Source organism: Streptosporangium sp. NPDC000239 (assembly GCF_040300765.1).
Lineage (GTDB): Bacteria > Actinomycetota > Actinomycetes > Streptosporangiales > Streptosporangiaceae > Streptosporangium.
In genome coordinates this window covers 59,113-84,146 of record NZ_JBEPEI010000030.1, presented here as the reverse complement: position 1 = coordinate 84,146, position 25,034 = coordinate 59,113, and the positions used below count along the sequence as shown (strand labels likewise).

Here is a 25,034-nt window from a genome sequence, read left to right as displayed (position 1 = left end):
TGTTGTCCGGTGAGGCAGAGGCGGACGTGGTCGGGGTTGCCCTCGGCGAGGGTGTGGGCGCATTCGATCATGCGGAGGGTTTCGCGCAGGGCGCCTTCGGGGCGGTGGCGGTCGTCGATGAAGACGGGCAGGACCTGGATGTTCACGCCGCCTTCGTGGAGTTGGGGCAGCCATCGGTCGCGGAAGAAGGAGGCCCATCGGTGGGGCGGCCGTGCGGTGACCGCCATCAACAGGTCGTTGTGGGTGTCGGCGACCACGGAGTCACGGTGGAGATCGGCGGACAAGGGCGGGGTCCTTCCTCGCGGGGCCTCACAGGGATCTTGTCCGCCCGACGCTATCGGCGGCACCGGTCCGCTGTCCCGCGAGAGCCGTACGCGGAGGCCGGTGTGGATCACCGGTGGCGGGCGGGCCGGTAGTCTGCGCACGTGCCTACCCTTGCCGACACGGTCGGAGAGCTCGAATCGATCTATGACCCAGCCTGGGCGGAGTCGTGGGACGCCGTCGGACTCGTCTGCGGGGACCCGGCCGCGGAGGTGCGCAGAATCCTGTTCGCGGTCGACCCGACGGCGGCCGTCGCCGCGGAGGCCGTCGAGTGGGGCGCGGACCTGATCGTCACCCACCACCCCCTCTACCTGAGAGGGGTCACCGGCGTCGCCGCCACGACCTACAAGGGCCGTCTGGTCCACACGCTGATCAAGAACGACGTCGCCCTCTTCACCGCCCACACCAACGCCGACGTGGCCGATCCCGGCGTCTCCGACGCCCTGGCCCGCGCCGTCGGGCTGACCGGGCCGCTCACCCCCCTGCTGCCCTCGGCGGGCGACCCAAGGCGCGGCCTCGGCCGCGTCGGTACGCTGCCCGCCCCCCTCTCCCTGCGGGAGTTCGCCAGGAGGGCCGCCGAAGGTCTCCCCGGTACGGCGGGCGGGCTGCGGGTCGCGGGAGACCTCGACCGGGAGATCAGCCGCGTCGCGGTCAGCGGAGGATCGGGCGACTCCCTGCTCGGTACGGCCCGCGCCGCCGGAGTCGACGTGTTCCTCACCGCGGACCTGCGCCACCACCCGGCCAGCGAGTTCGTCGAGGAACCCGGAGGACCCGCCCTGATCGACGCCGCCCACTGGGCCACCGAGTGGCCCTGGCTGACCGACGCGGCGCACCGTCTGACGTCAGCCTTGGCCGCGCGGGGGATTACTGTTGAGACGCGCGTCTCCGAGACGGTCACGGACGCCTGGAAGACAACAGCAGAGTGCGAGGAATTGAAGTGAAAGCAGCCCCGGCAGCCCAGAAGCGCCTGCTCGACCTGGCCGAACTCGACTCCGTCGTCGACCGGCTGGCCCATCGCCGCCGTACCCTGCCGGAACTGGCCGAGATCGACGAGCTGTCCACCCGGGTGGCCAGGCTCGCCACCCAGGTGATCGCCGCCGAGACCGAGGCGGGCGACCTGGCCCGTGAGCAGTCGAAGGCCGAGACCGACGTCGACGCCGTCCGGGTCCGCGCGGAACGCGACCAGAAGCGCCTCGACTCGGGCCAGGTCTCCTCGCCGAAGGACCTGGCCAGCCTCCAGTCCGAGATCGCCTCCCTGCACCGCCGCCAGAGCGACCTCGAGGAGGTCGTCCTGGAGATCATGGAGCGCCGCGAGGCGGCCGACGCCCAGGTCACGAAGCTCTCCGCCGAGCGCGACGAGCTCGCCGCCGCACGCGACGGCGCCCAGGACCGCAGGGACGCGGCCTTCGCCGAGATCGACAAGGAGGCCGCGGAGGTCAGGGGCAAGCGCACCGCGGTCGCCTCCGACATCCCGGCCGACCTGCTCGCCCTCTACGACAAGCTCCGCGAGCAGTTCGGGATCGGCGCCGCGATGCTGCAGGGCACCCGCTGCCTCGGCTGCCGCACCAGCCTGTCCATCGCCGAGATCAACCGGATCAAGGCCACCTCCCACGACGAGGTCGTCCGCTGTGAGGAGTGCCGCAGGATCCTCGTCCGTACCCCGGAGTCGGGCCTGTGACCTCTTTCGTCGTCGAGGCGGACGGCGGGTCGCGGGGTAACCCGGGACCGGCGGGCTACGGCGCCGTCGTCAAGGACGCCGCCGACGGTCAGATCCTGGTCGAGGTCGCCGACCCCATCGGTACCCAGACCAACAACGTCGCCGAGTACCGCGGGCTGATCGCGGGGCTGAAGGCGCTGCTCGACCTCGCGGGCGACGGTGCCTCCGTCGAGGTGCGGATGGACTCCAAGCTGGTCATCGAGCAGATGGCGGGCCGCTGGAAGATCAAGAACGAGGGGCTGCGTCCCCTCGCGACGGAGGCCGCCTCCCTGGCCCGCCGCCTCAGGGTCACCTGGCGGTGGATTCCCCGGGAGAGGAACAAGGACGCCGACCGCCTCGCCAACGAGGCCATGGACGCCGCCGCCAAGGGGGTCCCCTGGCGCTCGTCCGTCTCGGCCGCCGCCTCCTCCTCGGCACAGGGCTCCCTCTTCGACACCGCCGACCCTGCCCCGGCCCCGGTCGTGGAGGCGGTGGCCGTACCGACCACCCCCGCGACCGCGGGCACCGGCTGGCGTCCGCCGACCACCACGGCGACCACGCTGCTGCTGCTCAGGCACGGTGAGACCCCCATGTCCGTCGAACGCAGGTTCTCCGGACTCGGCGACCCCGAGCTCACCCCGAACGGCCTCGCCCAGGCGGAGGCCGCCGCGGCCAGGCTGACGCGGGAGCCGTACGACGTGCAGGTGGTCGTCAGCTCCCCGCTCAGGCGAGCTCTCGTCACCGCCGAGGCCGTGGCCGCCAGGCTCGGCCTCGACGTCGTCGTCGAACCCGACCTCAGGGAGACCGACTTCGGCGCCTGGGAGGGCCACACGTTCACCGAGATCCAGCGGCACTGGCCGGACGAACTGGCCACATGGCTGGCGGACCCGTCCGCCGCGCCGCCGGGTGGGGAGAGTTTTGGGGATGCGGCGCGGCGGGTCCAGGTGATCGGGGACCGGCTGGTCGAACGCTACGAGGGAAGGACGGTCCTGGCCGTCTCCCACGTCACGCCGATCAAGATGCTGGTACGGTCCGCGCTGCTCGCTCCCCTCGCCGCGCTGTACCGCATGCACCTCGACCTGGCCGCACTGTCCCTGATCGAGTACTACGCCGACGGGCCCGCCGTGGTGAAGGCGTTCAACGACACCTCGCACCTGCGCTGACCACGCCCCTCCCCGGGCGGTACGGCCGGGCGGCCCCGTCGGCGGCCTCCGGTCGCCCGGTTGCCTGGTCACATCTCACCCGCTCCCACTTGTCGCCCGGTTGGAGACCACTTGGGAACGATGGGCTCCGGGACACCGATAGGCTTTGAAGTACGGCGGACGAGCCGGCCGGGCGGCCGCGTCGGGTCTGTGAGGACCCGCCGAGGAAGGTCCGGGCTCCACAGGGCAGGGTGGTCGGTAACGCCGACCCGGGGTGACCCGCGGGACAGTGCCACAGAAAACAAACCGCCCCCTTCGCGGGGGTAAGGGTGAAACGGTGGTGTAAGAGACCACCAGCGCCCACGGTGACGTGGGCGGCTAGGTAAACCCCACCCGGAGCAAGGTCAAGAAGGGACGCTCTCCGGAGCGTTCCGCGCGCGACGTCTGAGGGCTGCCCGCCCGAGCCGCGCGGGTAGACCGCTTGAGGCCGACGGCAACGCCGGTCCTAGATGGATGGTCGCCCCTTCACCCAGTGAAGGACAAAACCCGGCCTACAGGCCGACTCGTCCGCCCTCCCCGCCCCTGACCTGCGGCGGAGCCGCCTGGCTCAGGCGGTGTTCGATGCTTCTCGGGTCGAGGCTCACCGTGACCAGGACGAGGGGAAACAGCGCGCTCACCCGCGCACGTGGCAGCCGGTGACCCGGCGGGCCAGGGCCGCCGCCCGGCTCGGAGGCGCCTCGCCGAGTCGCATGCGCCGGTCCTCCTGGCGCATCCCGACCAGGACGACGACGTAGCCGACGAACACCGCCGCGCTCAGTACCAGGCCGATGATCAGCGGGATCATGGTCGCGTTCACGTCCAGATCACCCCCGCCTCGGCGGTGCCGTACGGGCGCGCCGCACCTGACCGCGCCGCCGGTCGGCCGTCCTGCGCCGGGCCGCCTGACGGCGGGTCCACCGCTCCCGCGCCAGGCACTTGCGGCAGACGAACCGTCCCTCCTCCAGGACCGCGCTGCATCCGCAGGCGGGCGTGTCGTCGATCGGCCGAATGTGGTTGATCACTGTTGTCTCTCCTCTCGTCGCCACCGGTGCTGCCGTGCGGTATCGAGGGTGCGACGAGCAGGTAGGACGTGATCACTACAGGATGGGACATGTACAGGACGTCCGGTCTACGATTGCCCCGTCCCTGGACGTCCCCGGCTTGCAGGCAGGTGAGATGGCGAACGAGCGGTTGCGCACGGCGTTACTCGAACGGGGAACCACTATCGTGGAGGTGGCCGAGGCCGTCGAGGTCGACGCCAAGACCGTGGAACGATGGATCACCCAGGGCCGTGTACCGTACCGAAAGCACAGATTCGCGCTCGCCAAACTCCTCGGGGTCGAGGAGGTCTATCTGTGGCCGGACGCGCTGACTCCCAAACAGGCCGCCGCGGTCTCCGGAAGCGAACTCGTCACCGTCTACCCGCACCGCTGGGCCGTACCGAAGGAGACCTGGGAACGCCTGTTCTCCGCGGCCCAGGGGGAGATCGGCGTACTGGTCTACAGCGGGATCTTCATCGCCCAGGACACCGGCATCATGCGCACCTTCGCCAAGAAGGCCGAGGCCGGTGTGCGTGTCCGCATCCTGCTGGGCAACCCGGACGCGCTCGAAGCCGCCCCGCATGGCGCGGACGAAGGCCTCGGTGACGGCATGGCCGCGCAGACCCGGATGGCCCTGACGCTCTACCGGCCGTTACAGCAGGTCGAGGGCATCGAGATCCGGTTGCACCACACCATCCTGTACAACTCCATCTACCGCGGGGACGATCAGCTTCTCGTCAACACCCATGTCTACGGCAAGTTCGCCACCGACGCCCCGGTCATGCACCTGCGCAAGGTGGCGGGCGGGGACATGGTCTCGACCTATATCGACAGCTTCGAAGCCGTCTGGGCCGGAGCCACCCCCGTAGGATCGTGACCCATGACGGCCCCGTCCCCAGTCGTCAACGGCGTGGGCGACATCCTGATGCCCCGCCGTACCGGCAACGGCAACTGGGCCTGGGGGAGTCCCTGCCGCGTGGGGAGATCGGCTTTCTGATCACGGACCGGTCGATGCGGCTGCGGCTCGCTCACCTCCTCGACGGCGCCGGGCCGTACATCGGGTAGGAAAACCGGTTGGCCGGGCCTGGCCGGTGTCCATAAGGTGCGCTCGATGACCCTGTTCACGCACCTTTCCCCAGCCGATGACATCCGTTCGATCCGGCGGGCCGGTATTCGCGCCCGCAGCCGCGACCACGACGGCCGGGCCGGGGTGTTCTGCCTGCCGGTCATGCCCTCCTACCAGCTCACCCACCAGTGGGGCCGGGAACTGCACCGCCGCGGCGGGCGGCGCACGATGGTCGCCGTGGACTTCCGGCTGCCCGACGACGAACCGGTTCTGGTCGGCCGCTACAACCGCCGGCACGTCGAACTCGCGAGCGCTGAGGCCGCAGTTCTGATCGCCGGATGTGAGGACGCGCGGGGGTATGAGGTGTTCGTTCCCCGCGCGATCGGCGCCAGGGAGATTCACCGGGTGCGGGCAATCAACCGGGTCACCGGCTGGCGGTACATGCCCAACGCCCACGGCAGGTTCCCCTGCCCGTGCTGTCTGGAACGTGGAGAGTACGGCAGCGCGAAGATCCGCAGGAAGGCCGAGAGCCGCGGCTACTGACCGCTGTGCCCCAGTGCGGCATGTACGGCGTGCACGGCCGCGACGATGCACGGCGTGGCCTTGGTGATCGACTGGCTGACCAGGTGCTCGGGGCCGTACCGGGAGTGGATCTCCGCAAGGCGGGTCTCGACGTCGACCGGCAGGCAGTCCGGGCCGGTGGTCATGTCGCAGTAGGTCAGCGCCTCGACCGACTCGGGGCGTTCCTCGGCGAAATCGGCGCCCAGCGTGTCGAACCTGGCCCGTGGATTCGCCCGCACTGATCAGCAGCCGATGTCCGGTTCAAGCGACTAATTCTGAAATGCCCTCAATTGCGAGAATGGCGGTAATTGCTTTGCTAGGGGGACAGGCGGAGAAACGTAGCGAAAAGTACACAAAGGCAGAAATGGTTCTTGCGTTGCTCTCCGGCTCTCCGGTAATAGTCGGTCGTGATTGCCTTCAGCAGATACCGGGCGAGTGACCTAGTAGGTACTGGGGCTTTCGCTTCGGTCTGGCGAGCATATGATGATCAGTTGGCCGCGCCGGTCGCGATCAAGGTGCTCGCCGAGCACTGGGCGCAGCGTCCGGGCGTCCGGGAACGTTTCCTGCAGGAAGCGCGCCTGCTGCGCCAGGCAGCCTCGCCGCACGTCGTGCAGGTGTACGACCTCGGCGAGGCGGACGGCCGGCCGTACTTCGTGATGGCCTTCGCCGACCAGGGAACCTTGCAGGACCTGCTGGATCAGGGGCCACCTCCGCTGCCCGAGGCGATCGACCTCATGCGACAGATCTGCGCGGGCGTCGCCGATCTGCATCGGCTCGGCGTGATCCACCGGGATCTGAAACCGGCCAACATCCTGATCTGCGGCACCCCGGAAGGCGGACGGCGACTGCTCGTCGCCGATCTCGGCCTGGCCAAGGCCGCCGCCGATCCGACCGGGCTGACCATCGCGGGCACACCCGGCTACATGGCTCCCGAGCAGCGGCAGCCCGGCGGTTCCATCGATGAGCGCACCGACGTGCACGCGCTCGGCGCGATCGTCTTCCACCTGCTCACCGGCCAGGTGCCGGCACCCGACGCGCATTCGCCGCGCCGACTCAGGCCGGAGGTGCCGGCGGCCGTCGACGAGGTGGTCGTCCGCGCGCTCGACCCGGTACGTGAGCGTCGCTGGGATTCGGTGGAGGCGTTCGAACGGGCACTGGTCGCCGCTGCCGCCGGTGGCGGAGCCGGACGTGTGTGGCGTCTTCGGCGGCTGCTGCGACGACTGCCCCGGGTGTGGGTGTACGGCATGGCCGGGCTCTGCGCCGGCACCGGCGTCGCGGCGGCACTGCTCATCCCCGACTCCCCGAAGCTGGAGGGCACCGACGTCCCCGTCGAGTACCGTGGGCTGATCGTCGAGGCCGGGACGTGGTGCAACCTGGAGGGCCTGAGCCCCGCACTGATCGCCGCCATGCTGAAAGCGGAGAGCGGATTCGACCCCAAGCTGGTGGACACCCCGAAGGACGAGTACGGCATCGCCCGCTGGACCCCCCGAGTCCTGCAGTGGTACCTGTCCCCGGGCATGGACGCCAAGCAGGCGGCTCTCGACCCGAAGATCGCGATCCCGAAGATGGGCGAACTGATGTGCCGGTACGGGCCCCAGGTGGCCGACGTGCCCGGCGATCCCGCACTGAAACTCGCCGCCGTCTACCGGACGAGCTCAGATTCAGTGCGGGAAGCCGGCGGGATAAAACCCTCCTTGAGGCCCTACACCGACAGAGTACGTGCCTTCTTGGCCGACTACGGGTCCTGATCGGAACGGCAGTCGGCCAGCTCCCGCGAGGCTTAACCCAGGTACAGCTTCACCGAGTTGATCTGGTCGAAGTTGCGAGTCCTGTAGGTGTACATGTCGATGGGATCGCTGACGCAGTTGCCCCCGTTGTACTGGTAGCACTCCGTGGCCAGCGCCGGCCGGCCCCCGTCGGCGACCTGGTTGTTGAACAGGATGCGGCTACCGTAGACGTTGGAAAGGTTGTGCGCGCCGTAGCTCCAGAACATCTTGTCGACGCCGCTCTCCCAGGTCGACCCCTTGTAGAGGCAGACCGCGCCGACCGGACAGCCGGCCCAGGGCCCCTGCTGGACCGAGACGCTGCTGGTCCGCGCGGCCCCGTCCCTGGCGGGACCGGTGTCGGCGCTGGCGGAGGTGCTGAACGCGGCCAGCGCGACGGCCGCCATGACGGTGACTGTACCGATCTTGAACATGTCATTCCTTTCGGGTGGTCGCTGTGACTGTCACAGCATCCGCCCGGACGGGATGCCTGGACTATCCGGCAGCTGCCAGGGTCACCCGAGCAGTTCCAGGTGCTTGGCGTTGACCAGGTCGTAGCGCAGGGCGGTCGCGATCAGGGCGGCCCGCTGCCAGTCGGCTCGCCCTTCGCCGGAGCTGTCCTTGATCCGGAGCTTGCGCGAGGCCAGGTACTCGATCTGGAAGGCGATGGCCTTGCGGCTCAGGCCGTACTTCTTGAGCCGTTCCTGGATCTGCGGCGTGCTGGGGGTGACCGTGGAGGCGGGGTCGAGCAGACGCGGCTCACAGAGGGCGACGAGCACCAGGAAGTACTTGGCGGTACGGTCGAGCGGGTACGCCAGAAGGGTCTCCGCGCCCGTCTCGACGAGGTCGGGATCGGTGAAGGCCTGGCAGGGCGCGAACACCAGCAGCGCCTCCTGAGCTCCGGGCACCAGAATTCTGGCGAACTCGAAGCACACCGGGGCGTCCATCCGGCCCGGGGGGACCTTGATGAACTCTCCCCCTCCCTCGGGGTTCTCGACGACGTATGTCACCCGGCCGCTCAGGTTCGTGAGGACCCAGTGGTCGCCGGTGGCACGCAGCTGCCCGGCCCGGCGTGAGACGGCCGGATCGCCGAGGACGATGTCGGAGGTGTCGGCCCTACCGAAGACGAGCGATTCCCCCGCTTCCAGCTCCCAGCTCCGGTCGTCCCCTTCGATCTGAACGATGATCGATTTCATAATCGCCACCGTAATCCGTACCGAGGTCGCGGCCTGAGGTTTCACCGGAGTCCCGTCGGCGGGCGCGGAGGCGACAGCACGTACGGGCCGAGAACAGCAGGTGGGGTCAGCGGCGCCAGGGGCCCGGCTGGACGAGGCCCGACTCGCAGGCACAGATGACCACCTGGATCCGGTCGCGCAGCCCAAGGCGTCCGCCCTTCCCTACGGATCGGAAGGTGCCCGGCTGGTGTGCTGTTCGTCCCGGCTCCGGATTTCGGTGCACCGAGGGAGGTCCTCGATGCCTCCGCCTTCGGGGATCATGCCCCAGAGGAAGGGGATCAGGTACTGAGGCGGTTCGCCCAGGAGTACGGCCAGTTCGTCCTCGGCGACGGTGAGGGGGAACGCCGAGCCTGGTCGCCCGGGGTTCCATCCCTGTTCGACGGCTCGCCGGACGCAGCCGGCGACGAGGGCGGGGCGGACCGCGATCGTCCGTTCTCCGAGCCAGTTGTCCGGCCGAGCGCAGGGAAGCGACACCACAAGAACACATCCCGGCTTCGCGGCCCGCTCAACGGTGACGGTGAGGGGGCTCCAGCCGTTGCCCTGGTGGTAGGTGGGCTTGTGCCGGATCCGCCAGCGGAAGGCGGTGCCGTCGACGCCGATGAGCCGTGAGCCCTTCCTGGGCATCGTCACGGGCGCCTCCAAGCTTCTGCCCTGTTCCGTCGCTGTTGCGTGGGAGCACCGAAAACAGCGGGAAGTGTCGTGAGACGCCCGCAATCGTAATCCCTCTTGTCCGCCTTTCCGGCCCTGGTCCGGTATGGGGCGTCCGCAGGGCAGGGTCCGGAGATCATGGGGACGCCTGTCCGTCCCGCTTGGTTCACGAGACCAACCCGTTTGGTCGAAACGGGACCGGGAGCCGTCCCGTCACGTCAGGGTGGCCTGGAACGGCCGGCGGCGGCCGTTGCCGGGATCGAATGCGGGTTCGATGAGGTCGACGTGCTTCGGTCTTGGTGGACTCTGCCGGGGAAACTGTCCTCTTCCGGCCATCCGCTTTTTCGGAAGGCGCCGGTTGGCGCTGCTTTCCCTTGAGCCTCAGAAGAAAGTCGGAAAATGGAGCAGTGGGTCATGAAAGACGAATTCTTCCCGCCCGGTTCTGTTTCCCATGATGACCCTGCGGTCGAACGGGCCATGGAGACGATTGATGTGCTTCGGCCCTCCGAACAGAGAGAACTTCTGCGCAGTTCCTGCCGGGCGGCACTGGCCTTTGAGCGGACCATGAACATTGACCATCTGACGGATTTCGCAAAGAATCTGCTCGCGACCGTTCATTTGCGCGGCATCCCCGCCTATGCGGAAGCGCTGGAAAACGCCCCCGGGAACCCTCGCGGATCGGGCGAGGCGCTGGACGTCGAAGAGGTGCTGAACCGACTCATGGAGTGACCATGGCGGAGCTCCGGCTCCAAGCGGGAAGCGAAGAAATACTTGCGCGGTGGTGGGAATCCGCCAAGCCCAAGGAGGGTGATCAGCAGCTTGTCTGCGAGGTTCTGCGAACGATCGCCGACGGGACCTGGCGCAGCAGGTGGCATCCGCCCGAGGATCTGGCGAATGATCAACCCGTTCTCCCCGTCAGGGCGTTCCGGCCTCGGGACAGCTTGGTGGTGTTGGTCCGCTTCTGGCCGGCGGAGGATCCGCCAGAATTCGAACTGATCAACATCTTCGACGAAGACGACCTACCGGATGAGGATTGACGGTCCGGGGAATTCGCGGCGGACGTGCGATGGCGGGTACGGCCTCGCCCCCGACGTCGGCTCCTTGCGAAGTGCCGGATTCCCGTTCTTCCGGAGCGTGCGCGGAACGAGCAGGAGACGTTGATCGCTCCGCCCGCCGTACCGCCAGGTGGGGCGGCGGCAGCACCGAATGGCGATCGCTTTCTTGAAGTTCCGACGGAAAACGCGTAGGCGTAACCCGGCCAGGGGGGCGATCGAGCTTTTCGCCGTCGGCCGTGTAGATCACTCAGGCCCGCAGGAGGGAACAAGGCCTGGCCACCCGGGTGCGCTCCCTCAGATGTAAACCGATCAGACCGGACGGCTGTCCTCCTGTGGCATGTGTTGTGTGGAACACACGGCCGAGGAGGGTGTTCATGATGGAATACCGGTTCAACTCGCCTCCCGGATGGCCGGTTCCGCCCGTGGGCTGGCAGCCTCCACAGGGGTGGCAGCCGGATCCGTCATGGCCCCCGGCGCCGCCCGGCTGGCAGTTCTGGGTGGCCGTACAGGCGCCGCAGCCCGCCCCCGCCCCGGCTCCGGCACCCGCGCCGCCGGCACCCGCGCTGCCGGAGCGAAGCGGCGGAGGGCTGTTCGGCGGGAAGAAGAAGCTGGAGGCGGAGAACGCCGAGCTTCGGGCGTGGGTCGAGCGGCTTGGCGGGATGGACGCCATGGGTGTCTCCGCGCTGACCGAGGAGCTACGGGCCGAGCACGGGCGGCCGCGGGCGGCCGTGGCGGACGCCACGAGGCGGTTGCGCGAGGTCGAGCGTCAGGTCGTGCGGACCGAGGAGACCGCGCTGCTGCAGGAGGCCGGGGTCTACGACTACCGGCATCCGCTGAGTGACGCGGTGGCGTACAAGGAGCGGCTGGCGGAGGTCAAGGCCCGGATCAAGGCGATGGCCAGGGAGAACCAGGCGGTGCTGGGCTCCACGGGCTGGCAGGTCAACGGGTCGGCGGCCGAGGGGCGCCGGATGGTGCGTGACTTCTCCAAGCTGATGCTGCGCGCCTACAACGCCGAGGCCGACAACTGCGTGCGCACGATGCGTCCGTACAAGCTGCAGTCGGCCGTCGACCGGCTGGAGAAGGCCGTGGAGATGATCGTCAAGCTCGGTAAGACGATGGACATCCACGTCAGTGGCGACTACCACCGGCTGAGGGTCTATGAACTGGAGCTGACCGCCGACCACCTGGCCAGGCAGGAGGAGGAGAAGGAGCGCACCCGCGCCCAGCGGGAGCAGCAGCGCGAGGAGGAGGCCGCGCGCCGGGAGTTCGAGCGGGAGAAGGCCCGGCTGCGCAAGGAGGAGGCCCACTACAGGTCGGCGCTGTCCAAGCTGATCGCCAAGGGTGACGAGGCCGGGGCGGAGGAGCTGAAGGCGAAGCTGGAGGAGATCGGCGCGGCGGTCAGCGATGTGGAGGCGCGAGAGGCCAACGTCCGGGCCGGGTACGTGTACGTGATCTCCAACATCGGGGCGTTCGGTGAGGACGTCGTCAAGATCGGCATGACCCGTCGCCTGGAGCCGGAGGACCGGGTGCGGGAACTGGGGGACGCCTCGGTGCCGTTCCGGTTCGACACGCACGCGTTGATCTTCAGTGACGACGCGGTCGGGCTGGAGGGACGGCTGCACGCCGCGCTGAACGATCGGCGGGTCAACCGGGTCAACCCGCGCAGGGAGTTCTTCCGTGCCACACCCTCGGAGGTCAGGGACCTGCTCCAGCAGATCGCGGGTCAGCACCTGCTGGAGTACCGGGACGTTCCCGAGGCGCTGGAGTGGCGGCAGTCGGTTCACCCGGCGGTGGGGAAGGACGAGGCGCGCGTCTGAGGCCGCATGGCGGTGGAGAACAGGCCACCGAGTCGCGTTTCAGGGGCGGGCGGAACCAGAACCCGGCCCGGAGGAACGGAGACCCGGGTCCGCCGTACGCGCCGGGACGTCCGCGCACGGCGGGTCCCTACTCCTGGGAGGCCATGGTGATCGTGACGTACAGGTACTCGTCCAGGACCTTGGCGAGTGACACCGAGGGTCGTCCGGCGAGGAGGGGCAGCGTGTCCTCGTCCGTCCCGGCCGCCTGGAGTACGGCCCGCGCCCAGGCCCGGCCCATCTGCAGGTGGGCGCCGAACGCCGCACCGTCGCGCGAGCCGTGCAACCGTACGGCGATGGCGGCGTCCCAGGGCATCACGGCGCGTGGCCGCAGGCCGTACAGCGCCTTGGCCGCGGCGGTCGGGCCCAGTGAGCGGGCCGCCCGGCCGGTGGCGACGGGAAGGGCGGCGAGCTCCGCGTACGCCAGGGAGAGAACGTCGATCTCCCCGTCGGAGAGCACCGCCAGGCTCACCGACGGCAGGTCGGCGGCCCGGTTCCGCCACCATTCGGCGAGGCCGGAGTCGAGGAGGTCGGGCTCGCCCTCGCGGGGGTAGCGGATGCGGCAGCCCCAGGAGTTCAGCCAGCGCAGCAGCGCGGCCCGGTGCCCGGCACGCGACAGGTCGGCAGCCGGGCCCGTGGTCTCCAGGAACCTCAGCCAGCCGGCGTCGACGTTGGAGAACCCGTTGAACACCCGGGCCGCCGCCCGCAGCCCGTCCAGCGTGGGAGCGTCCGCGACAGGCGCGGTGGAGACAACGGACGGGCCGGTGCCCTGGAGGTGGGCGGCCGCCACACGCTTCGGCACGACCATGCGCCACGCCTCGACGACGATCTCCCGCATCTCCGCCGGGGTGACGGCGTCCACCCGGACCCGGACCCAGTTGAAGCGCTCGTCCGACGGCACCGGCATCAGGAACTTCTCCGGCTCGGAGGCGACGAGCGCCGCGCGCTCCTCCTTGGGGAAGGCGAAGCCCATCAGCTCCTCGTCCCTGGAGAAGGAGAGGTAGACGATCTTCCCGACCCGGAACTTGATCCGGTCCCTGACCAGGGCCTCGTGTGTGCGGGGCAGGGACAGGGCAAGTTCGCGCACCTGCTCGACCGTGACCGTCTGAGCGGACCTCATCGGTTGGACCGGACCTCCTCCAGATCGCTCCCACCGCTCGTCGAACGGTTCGGGTGTGCCGACGCCGCGGCCGGAGACCGTTTCTTCGCCGTCGGCGGACCATACGGTAGGCGAAGTCGGGCGTGCCGTCACCGCGTCGACGACCTGGCCGGTCGGCGAGCCGTGGCGGACGGTCCGGACCAGGGCGTCCCGCCGCCGGTGGAGCGCCTCGGCCCGAGATTCCGGACCGAGGCGATGCCCGCGTGGTCCGGGGTGAGGGTCAGGCCGGGTCGGCGGCGACTAGGCGCTGAGGTGCTCGATCACGCGGGCCCGGCATCGTTGGCCGGACGCGGTGAGCACGATCTGTTTCGCCCGGTGATCGGTCGGGTGCGGCTCCCGCTGGATCAGCCCCTGCTCAGGTCGATCAAGGACGAAGGCGGTCTCGCGGGACGCCGGAGATCCCCATGACCGGGCGGTAGGCGGCTCCCGGATCGGGACGGGGCGCCCGGGAAGCGGTTCCCGGGCGCCCCGCTCGCATGAGCCGACGTCCTACGGGGTCAGGATGTCGTCGATGGCGGCGCGCAGGTTGGGCTGCGGGCCGATGCGGTGAGGGTCACCGGCGGGCTGGGCCGTACCGGTGAGCTTGAGGGTGTCGCGGACCTGGGCGGGGGTGAGCACTCCGCCGTTGGCCTTGGCGACGCCCTGCAGGGAGGCGACGGTTCCGGCGACGATGGCGCCGGCGCCGGAGGTGCCGCCGAAGCCACCGGCATAGGTCTTGTTGGGGTCGGTCTCCAAGGGGGTCAGGTCCTGCCAGCCAGGAGCGGTCGTCGACGCCACGCACTCGCCGTAGGCCTGGACGTCCACGCGGACGCCGTACGACGACAGCGGCAGCGCGGTGCGGTCGGCGGAGGGAGGCGTGCCGACGCAGCTGGGGCTGGGCGGGGTCCCCGCCCCGACCATGATGGCGCCGGAGTCGGGGCGGCCCATGATGACGGCGACGTAGGGGTCGGTGGAGTCGTCGAGGTCGACGCCGCTGTTGCCCGCGGGCTCCACCACGGTGATTCCGGCGGCGGTGGCCAGGACGACCTGGTCGTAGACGTTGCTCTGGTACTCCCAGGGGTACTGCCGGGTGCTGGGCTTGACGGCGATCTCGAACAGGATGACGTCACCCGGCTGGGAGTGCGCGGTGGCGTAGGCGACGGTGTCGAACACGGCGGTGCCGGACAGGTGCAGGGTGGCGTGGGGCGCGATGCCGGCCATGCCGACACCGTTGTCGTCCTGGGCGCCGATGATCCCGGCCACCGCGGTGCCGTGACGGATCGAGAGGTCGTTGGTGCAGGGGTCGCCGAACGCGGACGGCACCTGGACGATCTGACCGGTCGCGACGCGTCCGGCGAGGTCCTCGTGGCAGAGGTTCCACCGGTTGGTGTACGCGACCAGTTCGACGGGGCCGTGCCGGTTGGTGGTGGTTCCGTCACCGAGCTGGCCGCTGCTGTTGAGGCCCCAGACGTGGAACGTCTGGGCGAGCTTGGTGATGGTGTGGGCCAGGCCCGCCGCGGCGATGTCACTGGTCGCCGGGATCACGGTGGGGGAGTACCTGTCGACGGTGGTTGCGTCGCCGAGCTGTCCCTGGTTGTTGTCACCCCAGGCGTAGGTGGCCCAGGAGACCGATTCGGCCGTCGCGACGCTGTGCCTGCTTCCGGCGGCGATGCTGTTGACGTTGGCCAGGCCGGGGACGGAGATCGGGGTGGTCCGGCCGGTGGTGGTCCCGTCGCCGAGCTGTCCCTCGCTGTTGTCGCCCCAGGCCTTGACGGTGCCGTCGGACAGGAGCGCCAGAGCGTGGTCGCCCCGGCTGCTGATCTGGGTGACGCCGGTCAGGCCGGTGACGGCGGTGGGGGTGGCACGGTCGGTGGTGGTCCCGTCGCCGAGCTGGCCGATGCCGTTGGCGCCCCAGCCCTTGACGGTGCCGTCGGCCATCAGCGCCAGGGAGTGGACGCCGCCCGCGGCGACCGAGTCCGGCGCGGTGCGGACGCCGGTGAGGCCGGCGACGGCGACGGCGGCCGGGGAGTCGGGGCCGACGTAGCCGAGTTGTCCCAGGCTGTTGTCGCCCCAGGCGCGTACGGTGCCGTCGGACAGGACGGCCAGGGCATGGCCGAGACCGGCGCTGATCGCCACCGCGTTGGAGATCCCGGTGACCTGCACCGGGACGGTGCTGTCGGTGGTGGTGCCGTTGCCGAGCTGGCCCTGGCTGTTGTCGCCCCAGGCCCAGATGGTGCCGTCGCTCTTGAGCGCCAGAGAGTAGTCGTCTCCCGCGGAGACGGAGGTGACGCCGGTCAGGCCGGGGACCTGGGAGGGGACCTTCTTGGCCGTGGTGTTGCCCAGACCGAGCTGGCCCTGACCGTTGTCGCCCCAGGCCCACACCTGCCCGAGCGCCGGAGTCCGCGTGATCAGCAGCGAGTGGTCCTGACCCGCGGCGATCGTCTGCGGGCCGAAGTAGGGGATGTAGGTGGACTGCTCTTCGATGTCGGTGACGGTGATGCCGTCGCCCTTGCCACCGGTCTGGGCGTTGGCGTAGTCGGCGTCCACTCCCGCGCCCAGCGGGGAGGTGGCGGCGTTGCGGTACCTCTGGTAGGAGGCCAGCGGTTCGGAGGTGGCGACGGGGGTCATCCTGGCCTGGGCGATCTCCACCGAGGGCAGGGCGTTGAGGTCCTTCAGCAGGCCCTCGACGCCGCTCTTGGGGGCGGTGACGACGAACCAGGAGTTCAGGTCGGGCAGCTGCCTGCCGGTCTTCCTCTCCAGCTGGAGCCGTCGTTCGGTGATCTTCGTCTCGGAGACCGAGGACAGGGGCCTGATGGAGGCGTCCTTGTACCTGGCCAGGACCCGCTGGATCTCGGTCGCGTCCTCGGAGTCCTTGGCGACCAGGCCCTGCCCGCGCAGCCGTACGGCGAGGCCGGGCTTGAACTTCACCGAGAGCTCGGTCGTGGAGAAGCCCTTGGGCAGAGGCCCGTGGGTGCCCGGGGCGGTGCCCTTGTCCTTGCTGTGGTCGTAGGCCGGGGCGGGCTCGGCCGAGGCGGGGCCCGCGGCGACCACGCCGGACAGCGCGCCGACGGCCACGGAGAGCAGGGCCGCGGCGAGTCGCCGTGACCGTGGTCCTCCGCGGCCCCGGGAGTCAGAGCGAAGTGACAACAAATTCTCCTCTGGCGTCGTTCTCGGCGTGCGGGCACGGAGCATGACAAGCCGTGACTCCAAGAATGCGGAAATCGATGGAACGCCTGTCCTGCCGCCTCGGACCAAGGCATTTCCGTATGCCGCGCTTCGCCGTACATCATGAAAACAACCGATCCGACGAGTCAGCATGACCGAGAACCCGTGTGAAAATCAACTGTGAAAATGGATTGCACGGTCAGCTTCCGGGCGGGCGCGTGAAGTGATTTTCGGTGATTCGTGGAACGGGAAGAAGCTCCATCTCCGTGGTTGACAGGGGAGGATGAGCGACGTATGGACGATGAACCTTGTTTTCCTGAGAGGGTAAGGAACGTCACAGACCTGTGGATGTTTACCGGATCGATCTCCGTTTCCCGGCGGGGAAGACGTGTCGCTGAATGGCAGGAACGCGGCCGGTCATTCGTGACCGAGTGATCGCCCTCCGTGTTACACAGAAACGCAAACAAACGCCTGGACGGCGCGAAATCTTCGGCATTCCTCCATGCGGAACGAGAAAAAGGAATTCGCACGGAACGGCGCGCCCCGCCCGGAGGCGGGACGCGCCGGTGTTTTCCGTGAGGTCAGGCCGGGGCGGGGGAGCCTGCGCCGGGGACGAGCAGCCGAGGAGCCCCGGTGCCGTCCGCGGGGACGGACCAGACGTTGTTGGTGCCGTCGCCGGTCTGCAGCGCGTAGGCGACGGTCCGGTCGTCGAGCCAGGCGGCCTGGTCGTCCACGCTGCGCGTCTCGGCCAGCGGGGTGACGCGCCGGGTCGCCAGGTCCAGGACCGAGAGCCGCCAGCCCTTCTTCGGATCGGCGTCGACGGCGGACTTGTAGGCGATCCGGGTTCCGTCGGGAGACAGGGATGGGCACTCGACGTTGTCCCGCAGCGTCCTGACGGTCCCCGCGGCGAAGTCGCCCTCGACCAGGTGACGACGGCCGTTCGTGGACAACGTCGCGTAGAAGCGGTTGTCGTCCGAGGCGAACGTGACGCCCCAGAAGTTGACGTCGGAGTTCCGGTACGGCCTGCCGTCCAGCGTGATCGAGAAGTCCTCAAGCGAGGAGACCAGCCGTCCCGTGCGGGTGTCGAGGACGCCCGCCCGGGTGGAGAAACCGGTCGTCGCGTAGGAGTGCCCGTCGATGAACAGCGTCCAGGCGACCATCCGGCCGCTGGCCGAGACACGCAGCCGGTTCGGGAAGCCGGTCAGCGGCAGGCTCCTGCGCTCCTTGAGAGAGGGGTCGAGGACGATCAGCCCGGACGAGCTGAGCGGGCCGACGGGTTTGAGGCAGGCGAGGGTTCCCCCCGCGACGTAGGCGCGGTCGCAGCGCAGCTCGGTGACCTCGCGCGGACCGCCGGGATCGGCACGGGAGACCGTCGACAACAGGCCGTTGGTCAGCACCTGCAACCGTGGCCCCGCGCCCGGAGCTCCGGAGGAGGCGGACGAACCAGAGGAAGGGGCGGACACGGGCCGGTCCCCGGCCAGTGCCGTGTAGGTGACGGCGACCCCGGCGAGCAACAGGGCCGCCAGGACCGTCACGAGGACACGTGCGCGCGGGCTGAGAGTGATCGTGACTCCTTGGTGAGCAGGAAGACGGTCAGGGGCAGGGCAAGCAGGGCCGCCACGGCCGCGGCGAGACAGGCGGCACCCGCGCCCCAGGTCTGCCAGGCCAGGCCGAAGAGCACCGAGGAGACCGAGTAGGCCAGGGCCTGGCCGCTCTGCACCAGGGCCATCCCGGTGGCGCGCAGCTCGGGCGGGAACACCGAACCGGCCAGCGCCATGAGGACGCCGTCGGTGGCCGCGTAGAACGTCCCGTAGAGGACCAGCACCGTGACGACCAGCGGCAGGCCGCCGAGCGGGCCGTACAGCAGCAGGTAGACGGCGGCGAGCAGGGCGTTCCCGCCGGCGAACACCCACAGCCGCCCGATCCGGTCGGCCAGCCTGCCCAGCGGCGCGGCCAGCAGCAGATAGACCAGGCTCGTACCGACCGCGAGGATCGGGAACCAGCCGATCCCCAGCTCGACACGCCGCTGCAGGACGAGATAGACGAACCCGTCGCCGATCGTGACCAGGCCGAGCAGGCACGCGGCGGGCAGCAGACGGCCACGTCCGAGCCGGGCGACAGCCCGCCACGAGACCTCGGCCGGGCGAGGACGGGGACCGGCCGCCGCGGGCACGAACAGCACCAGGATCAGTACGGCGAGCAGCGCGACGCAGAAACTCGTCACGAAGACGGGCCCGAACGCCCCGTTCCCCAGCGCGAGCACGGCGAGCGTGGCGATCGGCCCGAGGAAGGCGCCGGTCGCGTCCATCGTCCGGTGCACCCCGAAGGCCCTGCCGAGCCGGTCCTGCGGGGTGGCGAGAGTGATCAGCGCGTCCCTGGGGGCCGTGCGCAGGCCCTTGCCCGCCCGGTCCGCCGTGATCATCAGCCCGATGAGCGGTCCCGAGGCACCGGCGGCGAGCAGCCCGAGTTTGGCGAACGCCGACATCCCGTAGCCGAGTCCGGCGACGGTCTTGTGCCGGTTGACCCGGTCGCCGACGTATCCGCCGACCAGCCGCAGCAGCACGGTCGCGCCGGTGTACAGGCCGTCGATGACGCCGTAGGCCGCCGGGCTGAACTGCAGCCCGACGACCAGGTACAGCGGCAGGATCGCGGTCACCATCTCCGCCGAGACGTCCGTGACGAGACTGACGGCGCCGAGCGCGAGCACCGTGCCGCCGACGGCCCTGACGGGGCCGCCGGCGGTCCGGTTCCTGTCGAGAGTGGAGAGGTACACGTCGTCAGTGGCAGGCGGTGGTGCCGCTGTCGGTGAAGGTCTTGCCCGCCTCGGGCACGAACTGCCAGCTGTAGCTGTTGGCGTGCAGGGTCACCTTCAGGACGCCGTAGGTGTCGCTGTTGCGGACCTCACTGTTGGGCAGGATCGTCCCGAACGAGTAGTGGCTGGCGCCGCCGGAGCCGACGACGAAGTGCCGGATGCCCCGGGCGTTGTCGAGCTGGTTGGCCGGGTTGATCGGCGCGAACCGCTCGTACTGGTGGTTGTGGCCGGTCAGGATCAGGTCGGCGTCGTTGTCGTACAGCGCCTGCACGATCGGGGCGACCGAGGTGTCCGGCGAGTGGTTGGCGCCGGAGGTGTAACGCGGGTGGTGCCACATCGCGACCGTGCACGGCTTGGTGCTCGCGGCCAGGTCGGCGCGCAGCCACCGCTCCTGCGCGGACCCGGCGTTGCAGCCGCCGACGGCCGAACAGTTGGAGTTGACCACCACGACGTGCCAGTTCGCCCCGAGGTCGTAGGAGTAGTAGCCCTTGGACGGGTCGCCCGCCGACGCGCCGAAGTAGCCGTAGTAGCCCGAGGCCCCGGAGGTGTTGTAGTCGTGGTTGCCCGGCACCGGCCTGGTCCGCGCCTTGTGCCGTCCCCAGGTCGGGTCGTAGTAGGTGTTGAACTCCGAGGTGGTGCCGTTGTTGTAGACGTTGTCGCCCAGCGTGAAGACCGTGCCGGGGATGGAGTCGAGCAGCGCGGCGGTCGCGCTGTCGCCGGAGCCGGAGTTGGAGATGTCGCCCGCCCCGACGAGCACCGGATCGCCGGAGGCCGTCGAGGTCGGCGTGGGCGTCGGGGTCGAACCGGTGTCGGTGGTCACCACCAGCTGGGGCGCGGTCGAGGACCCGCTCTCCCGCGCGTCGTAGTCGGCGCCGTCCGAGCTGGAGGAGGTGACGCCGATGCTGTAGGTGCCGTTGCCGGTCACGTACGGCGTGACGTCCAGCTCGTACCAGGAGTTGCGGGCCACCGAGCCGAGCGTGCCCAGCGTGGCCCCGTCGATGGACGGCTGGTTGTTCCAGGTGGTGCCGGTCTCGGACCAGGTGGTGCTGCCGACGGCCTTGAAGGTGCCGCCGCTGCCGCTCTCCGAGCCGCTCACGTCGTCGGTGTGGACGCGCAGCTTGACGTTGCCGACCGTGCCGGTGACGCCGGTGACGGTGAACCGCAGGAAGAACCGCTTGACCGGGGAGCCGTCGACGCCGAGCTGTCCGGAGGTGCCGTAGTTGGTGCCGGTGTGGCTGTTGTCCACATAGGTGTCGGCCACCGGGGTGAAGGTGGTGGAGGCGGCGTTGGCCACCCCCGTGGACAGGGAGACGGCCGCGAACACGGTCGCGCCGCCGACGGCGACGGCCGCGGACGCCGCCGTGAGCGCCCTGCGTCGGGAGGGTCGAGACGGTCGGAGCAGTCGGAACATGCGTCACTCCTCATGCACGGAGGGTTGTGGGAGGCAAGCACGGACGCTAGGCCGCCAAGGACTCGGTTCGATGAGCGCGGAGGAATCAGACGGAGACGGGAAGGTTAATGACCCACACACCAACCGGGAAAAGCATGGTGGCCGAATCGGGGTTACGGATGTCTATCCACAAGGCCAGGTACCGGCCCGAGCACGTGGACCCGGGCCGTGGGGATGTCGAAGTAGAGGCCGACCAGCTCCAGCCGCCCCCGCCCGACCAACTCGGCCACCCGGGGAACGGTCAGCAGGTTCTCCAGCTGTTGGACCACGTTCGTACGGCACAGCCGGTCGAGCGCCCCCTCGTCGGCTTCCGCGTCCGGGCCGGAGAGGAAACGCGCCAGGCTGTGGTCGCCGTGACGCAGCCAGCGGCCGAGTGAGGGCAGCCCTGCGGCCTTCTCGCCGCCGTCGAGCAACGCGGCCATCGCCCCGCAGCCCGAGTGGCCGCAGACCGTGATCGTCCTGACGCCCAGCGCGCCGGTCGCGTACTCGATCGCGGCCATGACCGAGTCGTCGCGCGGCACCGCGCCCCAGCGGGGGACCAGGTTGCCGATGTTACGGACGGTGAACAGATCACCCGGCCCGCTGGCCGTGATCAGGTTGGGCACGACCCTGGAGTCGGCACAGGTGATGAAGAGATGGGAGGGGTCCTGCCCACGGGCCATCGCGTGCAGGAACGGCCTGACCAGCGGCGCCGTACGGCGGTGGAACTCCCGCGCCCCGGCGAGCAGGTGGTCGGGGGCCGGGACCGGTCCGGCCCGCTCCGGCGGAGACCCAGCCGGGGAGGGCCCGGCCGGCAGTAGCGTGGGACCGCGCCGGTGCGCCCAGGGCAGCCACCAGCGCTCAGGGTCGCGGGGCGGCGACTTCGCCGGGAACATCCTGGCGCCACCGGCGGCCATGGCGTACCACTCGTCGTGAAGCTCGTCGACGTCCACGCTGCCGCCCCCGCGCTCGTGCTCCTGACGCCAGGCGTGCACGGCCTCGAAGGCCGCGTTGTCCATGAAGTCGATGTTCAGGTCGAGGTCGACCGCCACGCCGGGGGGAACGGTGTGCAGCTTCGCGACGATCCTGGGCACGCCGAGGAAGGTCAGCGAACCGCCGATCAGCACGTGCCAGCGGCCGTCGGGCTCGGGCCTGGCCCGGACCGTCACCCCGGTGAGGCGGCGCAGCGCGGACAGCGCGGCCAGACCGAGACCGAGCAGCACCCCCTCGGGAAGACCGAGCAGCACGACCCCGGCCATGGTGGCGAAGTAGATCGGGATCTCCCCGTGCCCGTGCAGGCCACGCAGACGTCGCAGATCGGCCATCCGGACGCCGATGAAGATCAGCAGGGCGGCCAGCGCCTCGGCGGGGATCAGCGTGATCGTCCGCCACAGGCAGACGGCGAACAGCAGGATCCACAGGCCGTGCAGGACCGCCGACCAGCGGCTGCGCGCCCCGGCGCGCAGGTTGGCCGTACTGCGCACGATCACTCCGGCGACGGGCAGCCCGCCCAGCGCGCCGCTGACGATGTTGGCCACGCCCTGCGCGGTGAGCTCCCTGTCCAGGTCGCTGCGCCCGCCGTCACGCTGCTTGTCGACGGAGACCGCGCACAACAGCGACTCGACCCCGGCCAGCAGCGCCACCAGCAGCACCGCTGCGACGATCCCGTGCCAGTCTCCCTCCGGCCACACCGGGGCCACCCAGCCGACCAGGCCGGCCGACAGATCGAGCCGGGTGACATCCCAGCCGGCCAGCAGGGCGGTCGCCGAGGAGACGGCCAGGGCGGCCAGCGGCGCGGGCACGATCCGTGACCGCCGGGGCAGCCGGTTCCAGCCGAACATGACGCCGACGGTGAGCAGGCCGACGAGGACCGCGTGACCATGGACGGCGGCGAGCTGGCCGGGCAGCTCGGCGAGGTTCTCCACGGCGGAGCGCTGCGGGGCGCCGCCGAGCACCACGTGCACCTGGCCCAGGGCGATCACCACACCCACCCCGGCGAGCATGCCGTGCACCACGGCGGGGGAGACCACCAGCACCGCGCGGGCCACCTTGAAGGTGCCGAGCAGCAGTTGCAGACCGCCCGCCAGCAGGGTGATCAGGCAGGTGGCCCGCCAGCCGTACACGGCGATCAGTTCGGCGACCACCAGTGACAGCCCGGCGGCGGGCCCGCTGATCTGGACGGCGGAGCCCCCGAGGAGGCCCGCGACCACCCCGCCCGTCACCGCGGCGACCAGCCCGGCGGCGGGCGGCGCCCCGGAGGCGACCGCGACGCCCAGGGACAGGGGCACCGCGAGAAGGAAGACCACCAGGGAGGCGGGCAGATCATGACGTACTACGGAGGCGAGGGTGCGTCCGGTGAGCGCGATGTCACTCTTCGTGTTCGTCCCCATGGGCAGACACTACGCTGCCGACGCCTCGCGGTTCAGTGGCCCGGCGTGGCCTGTTACGGACGCCGGGACGGATCGGTCAGCGGTAGTAGTCGGGGTAGTCGGGCTCCTGGGCCCGGTGACGGCTGCCACGGGGAGAGGGCCCCGCCTGCCCGTCGGGGGTCGTCGCGACCTCGGGGACACCGGTGCCGTACAGGTCGCCGTAGCTCGGCCACACCGTGCCCGCGCCGCCACCGGGGGCGGGGGTGGGCTCCGGCCAGGCGGTGGAGGGGACCGGTTCGTGGCCCTGCCCGCCGGAGGGCCTGCCCGCCGTACGCGGCTGCTCGTCGTAGGAGCCGACCGCCTTGGAGGGCGCGGTCGGGGTGGAGATCGCCGGGGTCGGCCCGGTGAGCGCGTCGTCGTCGATGGTGGCCCAGCCCGTGCTCACCTCGTAGGAGGTGGCCGAAGGGGCGGCGGAGGGGGCGTTGTACACCGGGTTCTGGTAGGAGGCGTACGACGGTCCGGGATCGTCGAGGATGTCCGGGCTGCCGGCCGCGGGCCAGCCGCCCGAGGTGGGCGAGGTGGCCCGCGCCCACGGGTTGTCCGCGACGGGCCTGGACGGCTCGGGCACACCGCCGGAGCCGTACGGCGCGGGCGACGGGGCAGCGGCACCCGGCGCGGTGTTCGGGGAGGCGCCCGCGGGGAAGGCGGCGGGGAACCCACCGCTGGTGGTCGGGCCCATCGGAGGCATCGGCGGCGGAACCTGCCCGGCCCCGGGGTCCCGTACGGGGGCCCCGCCCACACCACGTCCGGCGGCACCGGAGGCGGGGGCGGGGGCTGGGGCGGGGGCGGGGGCGGCGCCGCGCGGGCGGGGCGCGAGCGGCTCGTTGAGCGGGTCGGGTCGCGCGGGCGCGCCCGGCAGGGGGCCGGGGCCCGTGTTGCCACCGGCCGCGGCGTTCGCGGCGGCGGCGCGCCCGCTCCTGCGGGAACGTGGTGTGCGGGGCTCACCGAACGCGCCGGGCGTCGGGGCCGCGAAGGTCACCGTCTTCTGCTCGGCGAGCGCGGCGGCGGTGGGGGCCGGGTTCGGCTGGACCGGTTCGATCAGGTCGGCGAGGCCGGACGGCAGCGAGGCCGAGGCGACGGCGGGGGCGGGCGGCGGCACGGGAACCTGCGCGGGCCTGGGGGCCTGCGGCCTGTTCGGCAGCGGCGCCTGCACGGTCACCGCGTCGGCGGCCGAGGCCGCGATCGGGACGACAGGGGGGACCGGCGGAACCGGGGCCGCGGGCGGCTGGCCCGGCGTCTCCGACGCGGGACGGCTCGCGCCCATCTTGGCTGCCAAGGACCCTCCGAAACCGCCCTCGTCAGCCTGGAGCCGCGTCCAGTAGTCGTCGTCGTAGTCGTCGGCCTGGCCGAACTCGTTCACGCCGCGTTTCCCCCGCGAACCCGCGGGACGGGGCGGACGGGGCGGCTTCGGCTCGTCGAACGGGGTCAGGTCGGGACTGAAGTGCTTCATCTTCGGTTCCCGGGTCGCGAAGTCGTCGATGGACAAGGCAGGCGTCTGCGCCTCCTTCTCCTCCAACTCGCGAAGGCGTTCCGCGGGGAGCGCACTCTCCCTGCGGTTCATCGACCGCATGCCCAGTGCCACGACGACGAGCACGAGGAGCACGACGGCGACCAGACCTGCTACGACCGCGATCATTGCACC

The 25,034-nt window shown here is 70.5% G+C and carries 23 protein-coding genes and 1 other RNA gene; 10 read left to right on the top strand and 14 right to left on the bottom strand.

Annotated elements, in window-relative coordinates:
* Positions 1 to 284, bottom strand: a 284-nt coding sequence (locus ABT340_RS40250) for a membrane dipeptidase (RefSeq protein WP_352016208.1), incomplete at its 3' end; no start/stop codon positions are given.
* A 141-nt stretch (positions 285 to 425) separates the two neighbouring features.
* Between ABT340_RS40250 and ABT340_RS40245 the strand changes: the two genes are divergently transcribed.
* The 4 genes from ABT340_RS40245 to rnpB all read left to right on the top strand — a co-directional run bounded on the left by ABT340_RS40245 (position 426) and on the right by rnpB (position 3,729).
* Entirely contained in the window at positions 426 to 1,262 is an 837-nt protein-coding gene (locus tag ABT340_RS40245; RefSeq protein ID WP_352016207.1) for a Nif3-like dinuclear metal center hexameric protein, read from the top strand.
* Positions 1,259 to 1,999: a zinc ribbon domain-containing protein gene (locus ABT340_RS40240; RefSeq protein WP_352016206.1), complete on the top strand. Its 741-nt coding sequence runs from the start codon at positions 1,259 to 1,261 to the stop codon at positions 1,997 to 1,999. Before ABT340_RS40245 ends, ABT340_RS40240 begins: the two co-directional genes overlap by 4 nt.
* Complete coding sequence (locus tag ABT340_RS40235; RefSeq protein WP_352016205.1) at positions 1,996 to 3,180, top strand: bifunctional RNase H/acid phosphatase; 1,185 nt, start codon at positions 1,996 to 1,998, stop codon at positions 3,178 to 3,180. The genes ABT340_RS40240 and ABT340_RS40235 overlap by 4 nt, the downstream gene beginning before the upstream one ends.
* A 160-nt stretch (positions 3,181 to 3,340) precedes the next feature.
* Positions 3,341 to 3,729: RNase P RNA component class A (gene rnpB, locus ABT340_RS40230), an RNA gene on the top strand.
* A gap of 103 nt (positions 3,730 to 3,832) precedes the next feature.
* Here the strand turns inward: rnpB and ABT340_RS40225 are convergent.
* The gene (locus ABT340_RS40225; RefSeq protein WP_352016204.1) at positions 3,833 to 4,015 is read right to left on the bottom strand and encodes a hypothetical protein; all 183 of its coding nucleotides are present in this window, start codon (positions 4,013 to 4,015) and stop codon (positions 3,833 to 3,835) included.
* Between the two features lie 7 nt (positions 4,016 to 4,022).
* Positions 4,023 to 4,220, bottom strand: coding sequence for a hypothetical protein (locus ABT340_RS40220; RefSeq protein WP_352016203.1), 198 nt, complete (start codon positions 4,218 to 4,220; stop codon positions 4,023 to 4,025).
* A gap of 154 nt (positions 4,221 to 4,374) precedes the next feature.
* Between ABT340_RS40220 and ABT340_RS40215 the strand changes: the two genes are divergently transcribed.
* Together ABT340_RS40215 and ABT340_RS40210 are read left to right on the top strand one after the other, a co-directional pair.
* On the top strand, positions 4,375 to 5,115 hold the full coding sequence (locus ABT340_RS40215) for an XRE family transcriptional regulator (RefSeq protein ID WP_352016202.1): 741 nt from the start codon (positions 4,375 to 4,377) through the stop codon (positions 5,113 to 5,115).
* A 234-nt stretch (positions 5,116 to 5,349) separates the two neighbouring features.
* Complete coding sequence (locus ABT340_RS40210; protein WP_352016201.1) at positions 5,350 to 5,847, top strand: hypothetical protein; 498 nt, start codon at positions 5,350 to 5,352, stop codon at positions 5,845 to 5,847.
* Here ABT340_RS40210 and ABT340_RS40205 read toward each other — a convergent pair.
* Positions 5,841 to 6,104, bottom strand: a complete 264-nt coding sequence (locus ABT340_RS40205) for a hypothetical protein (RefSeq protein WP_352016200.1) — start codon at positions 6,102 to 6,104, stop codon at positions 5,841 to 5,843. The genes ABT340_RS40210 and ABT340_RS40205 overlap by 7 nt on opposite strands.
* 168 nt (positions 6,105 to 6,272) lie before the next feature.
* Between ABT340_RS40205 and ABT340_RS40200 the strand changes: the two genes are divergently transcribed.
* Positions 6,273 to 7,613, top strand: coding sequence for a serine/threonine-protein kinase (locus ABT340_RS40200; protein ID WP_352016199.1), 1,341 nt, complete (start codon positions 6,273 to 6,275; stop codon positions 7,611 to 7,613).
* Positions 7,614 to 7,645: 32 nt separating this feature from the next.
* On the opposite strand, the gene ABT340_RS40195 is transcribed toward ABT340_RS40200, so the two are convergent.
* From ABT340_RS40195 to ABT340_RS40185, 3 genes are all read right to left on the bottom strand, one after another.
* A complete protein-coding gene (locus ABT340_RS40195; protein ID WP_352016198.1) occupies positions 7,646 to 8,062 on the bottom strand; it encodes a hypothetical protein in 417 nt (138 codons plus the stop codon).
* Positions 8,063 to 8,143: 81 nt separating this feature from the next.
* Entirely contained in the window at positions 8,144 to 8,824 is a 681-nt protein-coding gene (locus tag ABT340_RS40190) for an FHA domain-containing protein (protein WP_352016197.1), read from the bottom strand.
* A gap of 201 nt (positions 8,825 to 9,025) precedes the next feature.
* On the bottom strand, positions 9,026 to 9,493 hold the full coding sequence (locus tag ABT340_RS40185) for a hypothetical protein (protein ID WP_352016196.1): 468 nt from the start codon (positions 9,491 to 9,493) through the stop codon (positions 9,026 to 9,028).
* A 417-nt stretch (positions 9,494 to 9,910) separates the two neighbouring features.
* Here ABT340_RS40185 and ABT340_RS40180 point away from each other — a divergent pair, with 417 nt between their 5' ends.
* The 3 genes from ABT340_RS40180 (at position 9,911) to ABT340_RS40170 (ending at position 12,383) form a co-directional block, all read left to right on the top strand.
* Entirely contained in the window at positions 9,911 to 10,240 is a 330-nt protein-coding gene (locus tag ABT340_RS40180; protein WP_352016195.1) for a hypothetical protein, read from the top strand.
* A 2-nt stretch (positions 10,241 to 10,242) separates the two neighbouring features.
* Positions 10,243 to 10,548, top strand: coding sequence for a hypothetical protein (locus ABT340_RS40175; RefSeq protein ID WP_352016194.1), 306 nt, complete (start codon positions 10,243 to 10,245; stop codon positions 10,546 to 10,548).
* 392 nt (positions 10,549 to 10,940) lie between these two features.
* Positions 10,941 to 12,383: an SNIPE associated domain-containing protein gene (locus ABT340_RS40170; RefSeq protein ID WP_352016193.1), complete on the top strand. Its 1,443-nt coding sequence runs from the start codon at positions 10,941 to 10,943 to the stop codon at positions 12,381 to 12,383.
* Between the two features lie 127 nt (positions 12,384 to 12,510).
* Here ABT340_RS40170 and ABT340_RS40165 read toward each other — a convergent pair whose 3' ends face one another.
* The 7 genes from ABT340_RS40165 to ABT340_RS40135 form a co-directional block, all read right to left on the bottom strand.
* On the bottom strand, positions 12,511 to 13,539 hold the full coding sequence (locus tag ABT340_RS40165) for an MmcQ/YjbR family DNA-binding protein (protein WP_352016192.1): 1,029 nt from the start codon (positions 13,537 to 13,539) through the stop codon (positions 12,511 to 12,513).
* Between the two features lie 528 nt (positions 13,540 to 14,067).
* A complete protein-coding gene (locus ABT340_RS40160; protein WP_352016191.1) occupies positions 14,068 to 16,704 on the bottom strand; it encodes an RCC1 domain-containing protein in 2,637 nt (878 codons plus the stop codon).
* Positions 16,705 to 17,303: 599 nt separating this feature from the next.
* Positions 17,304 to 18,257, bottom strand: a complete 954-nt coding sequence (locus ABT340_RS40155) for a hypothetical protein (protein ID WP_352016190.1) — start codon at positions 18,255 to 18,257, stop codon at positions 17,304 to 17,306.
* Entirely contained in the window at positions 18,254 to 19,495 is a 1,242-nt protein-coding gene (locus ABT340_RS40150) for an MFS transporter (RefSeq protein ID WP_352016189.1), read from the bottom strand. Before ABT340_RS40150 ends, ABT340_RS40155 begins: the two co-directional genes overlap by 4 nt.
* Positions 19,496 to 19,499: 4 nt before the next feature.
* Positions 19,500 to 20,945 carry a CBM96 family carbohydrate-binding protein gene (locus ABT340_RS40145; protein ID WP_352016188.1) on the bottom strand — a complete coding sequence of 482 codons (1,446 nt, stop codon included), beginning with the start codon at positions 20,943 to 20,945 and terminating at the stop codon, positions 19,500 to 19,502.
* A gap of 152 nt (positions 20,946 to 21,097) precedes the next feature.
* Positions 21,098 to 23,353: a SulP family inorganic anion transporter gene (locus ABT340_RS40140; RefSeq protein WP_352016187.1), complete on the bottom strand. Its 2,256-nt coding sequence runs from the start codon at positions 23,351 to 23,353 to the stop codon at positions 21,098 to 21,100.
* Positions 23,354 to 23,429: 76 nt separating this feature from the next.
* A complete protein-coding gene (locus ABT340_RS40135) occupies positions 23,430 to 25,028 on the bottom strand; it encodes a hypothetical protein (protein ID WP_352016186.1) in 1,599 nt (532 codons plus the stop codon).
* Positions 25,029 to 25,034 lie beyond the last annotated feature (6 nt).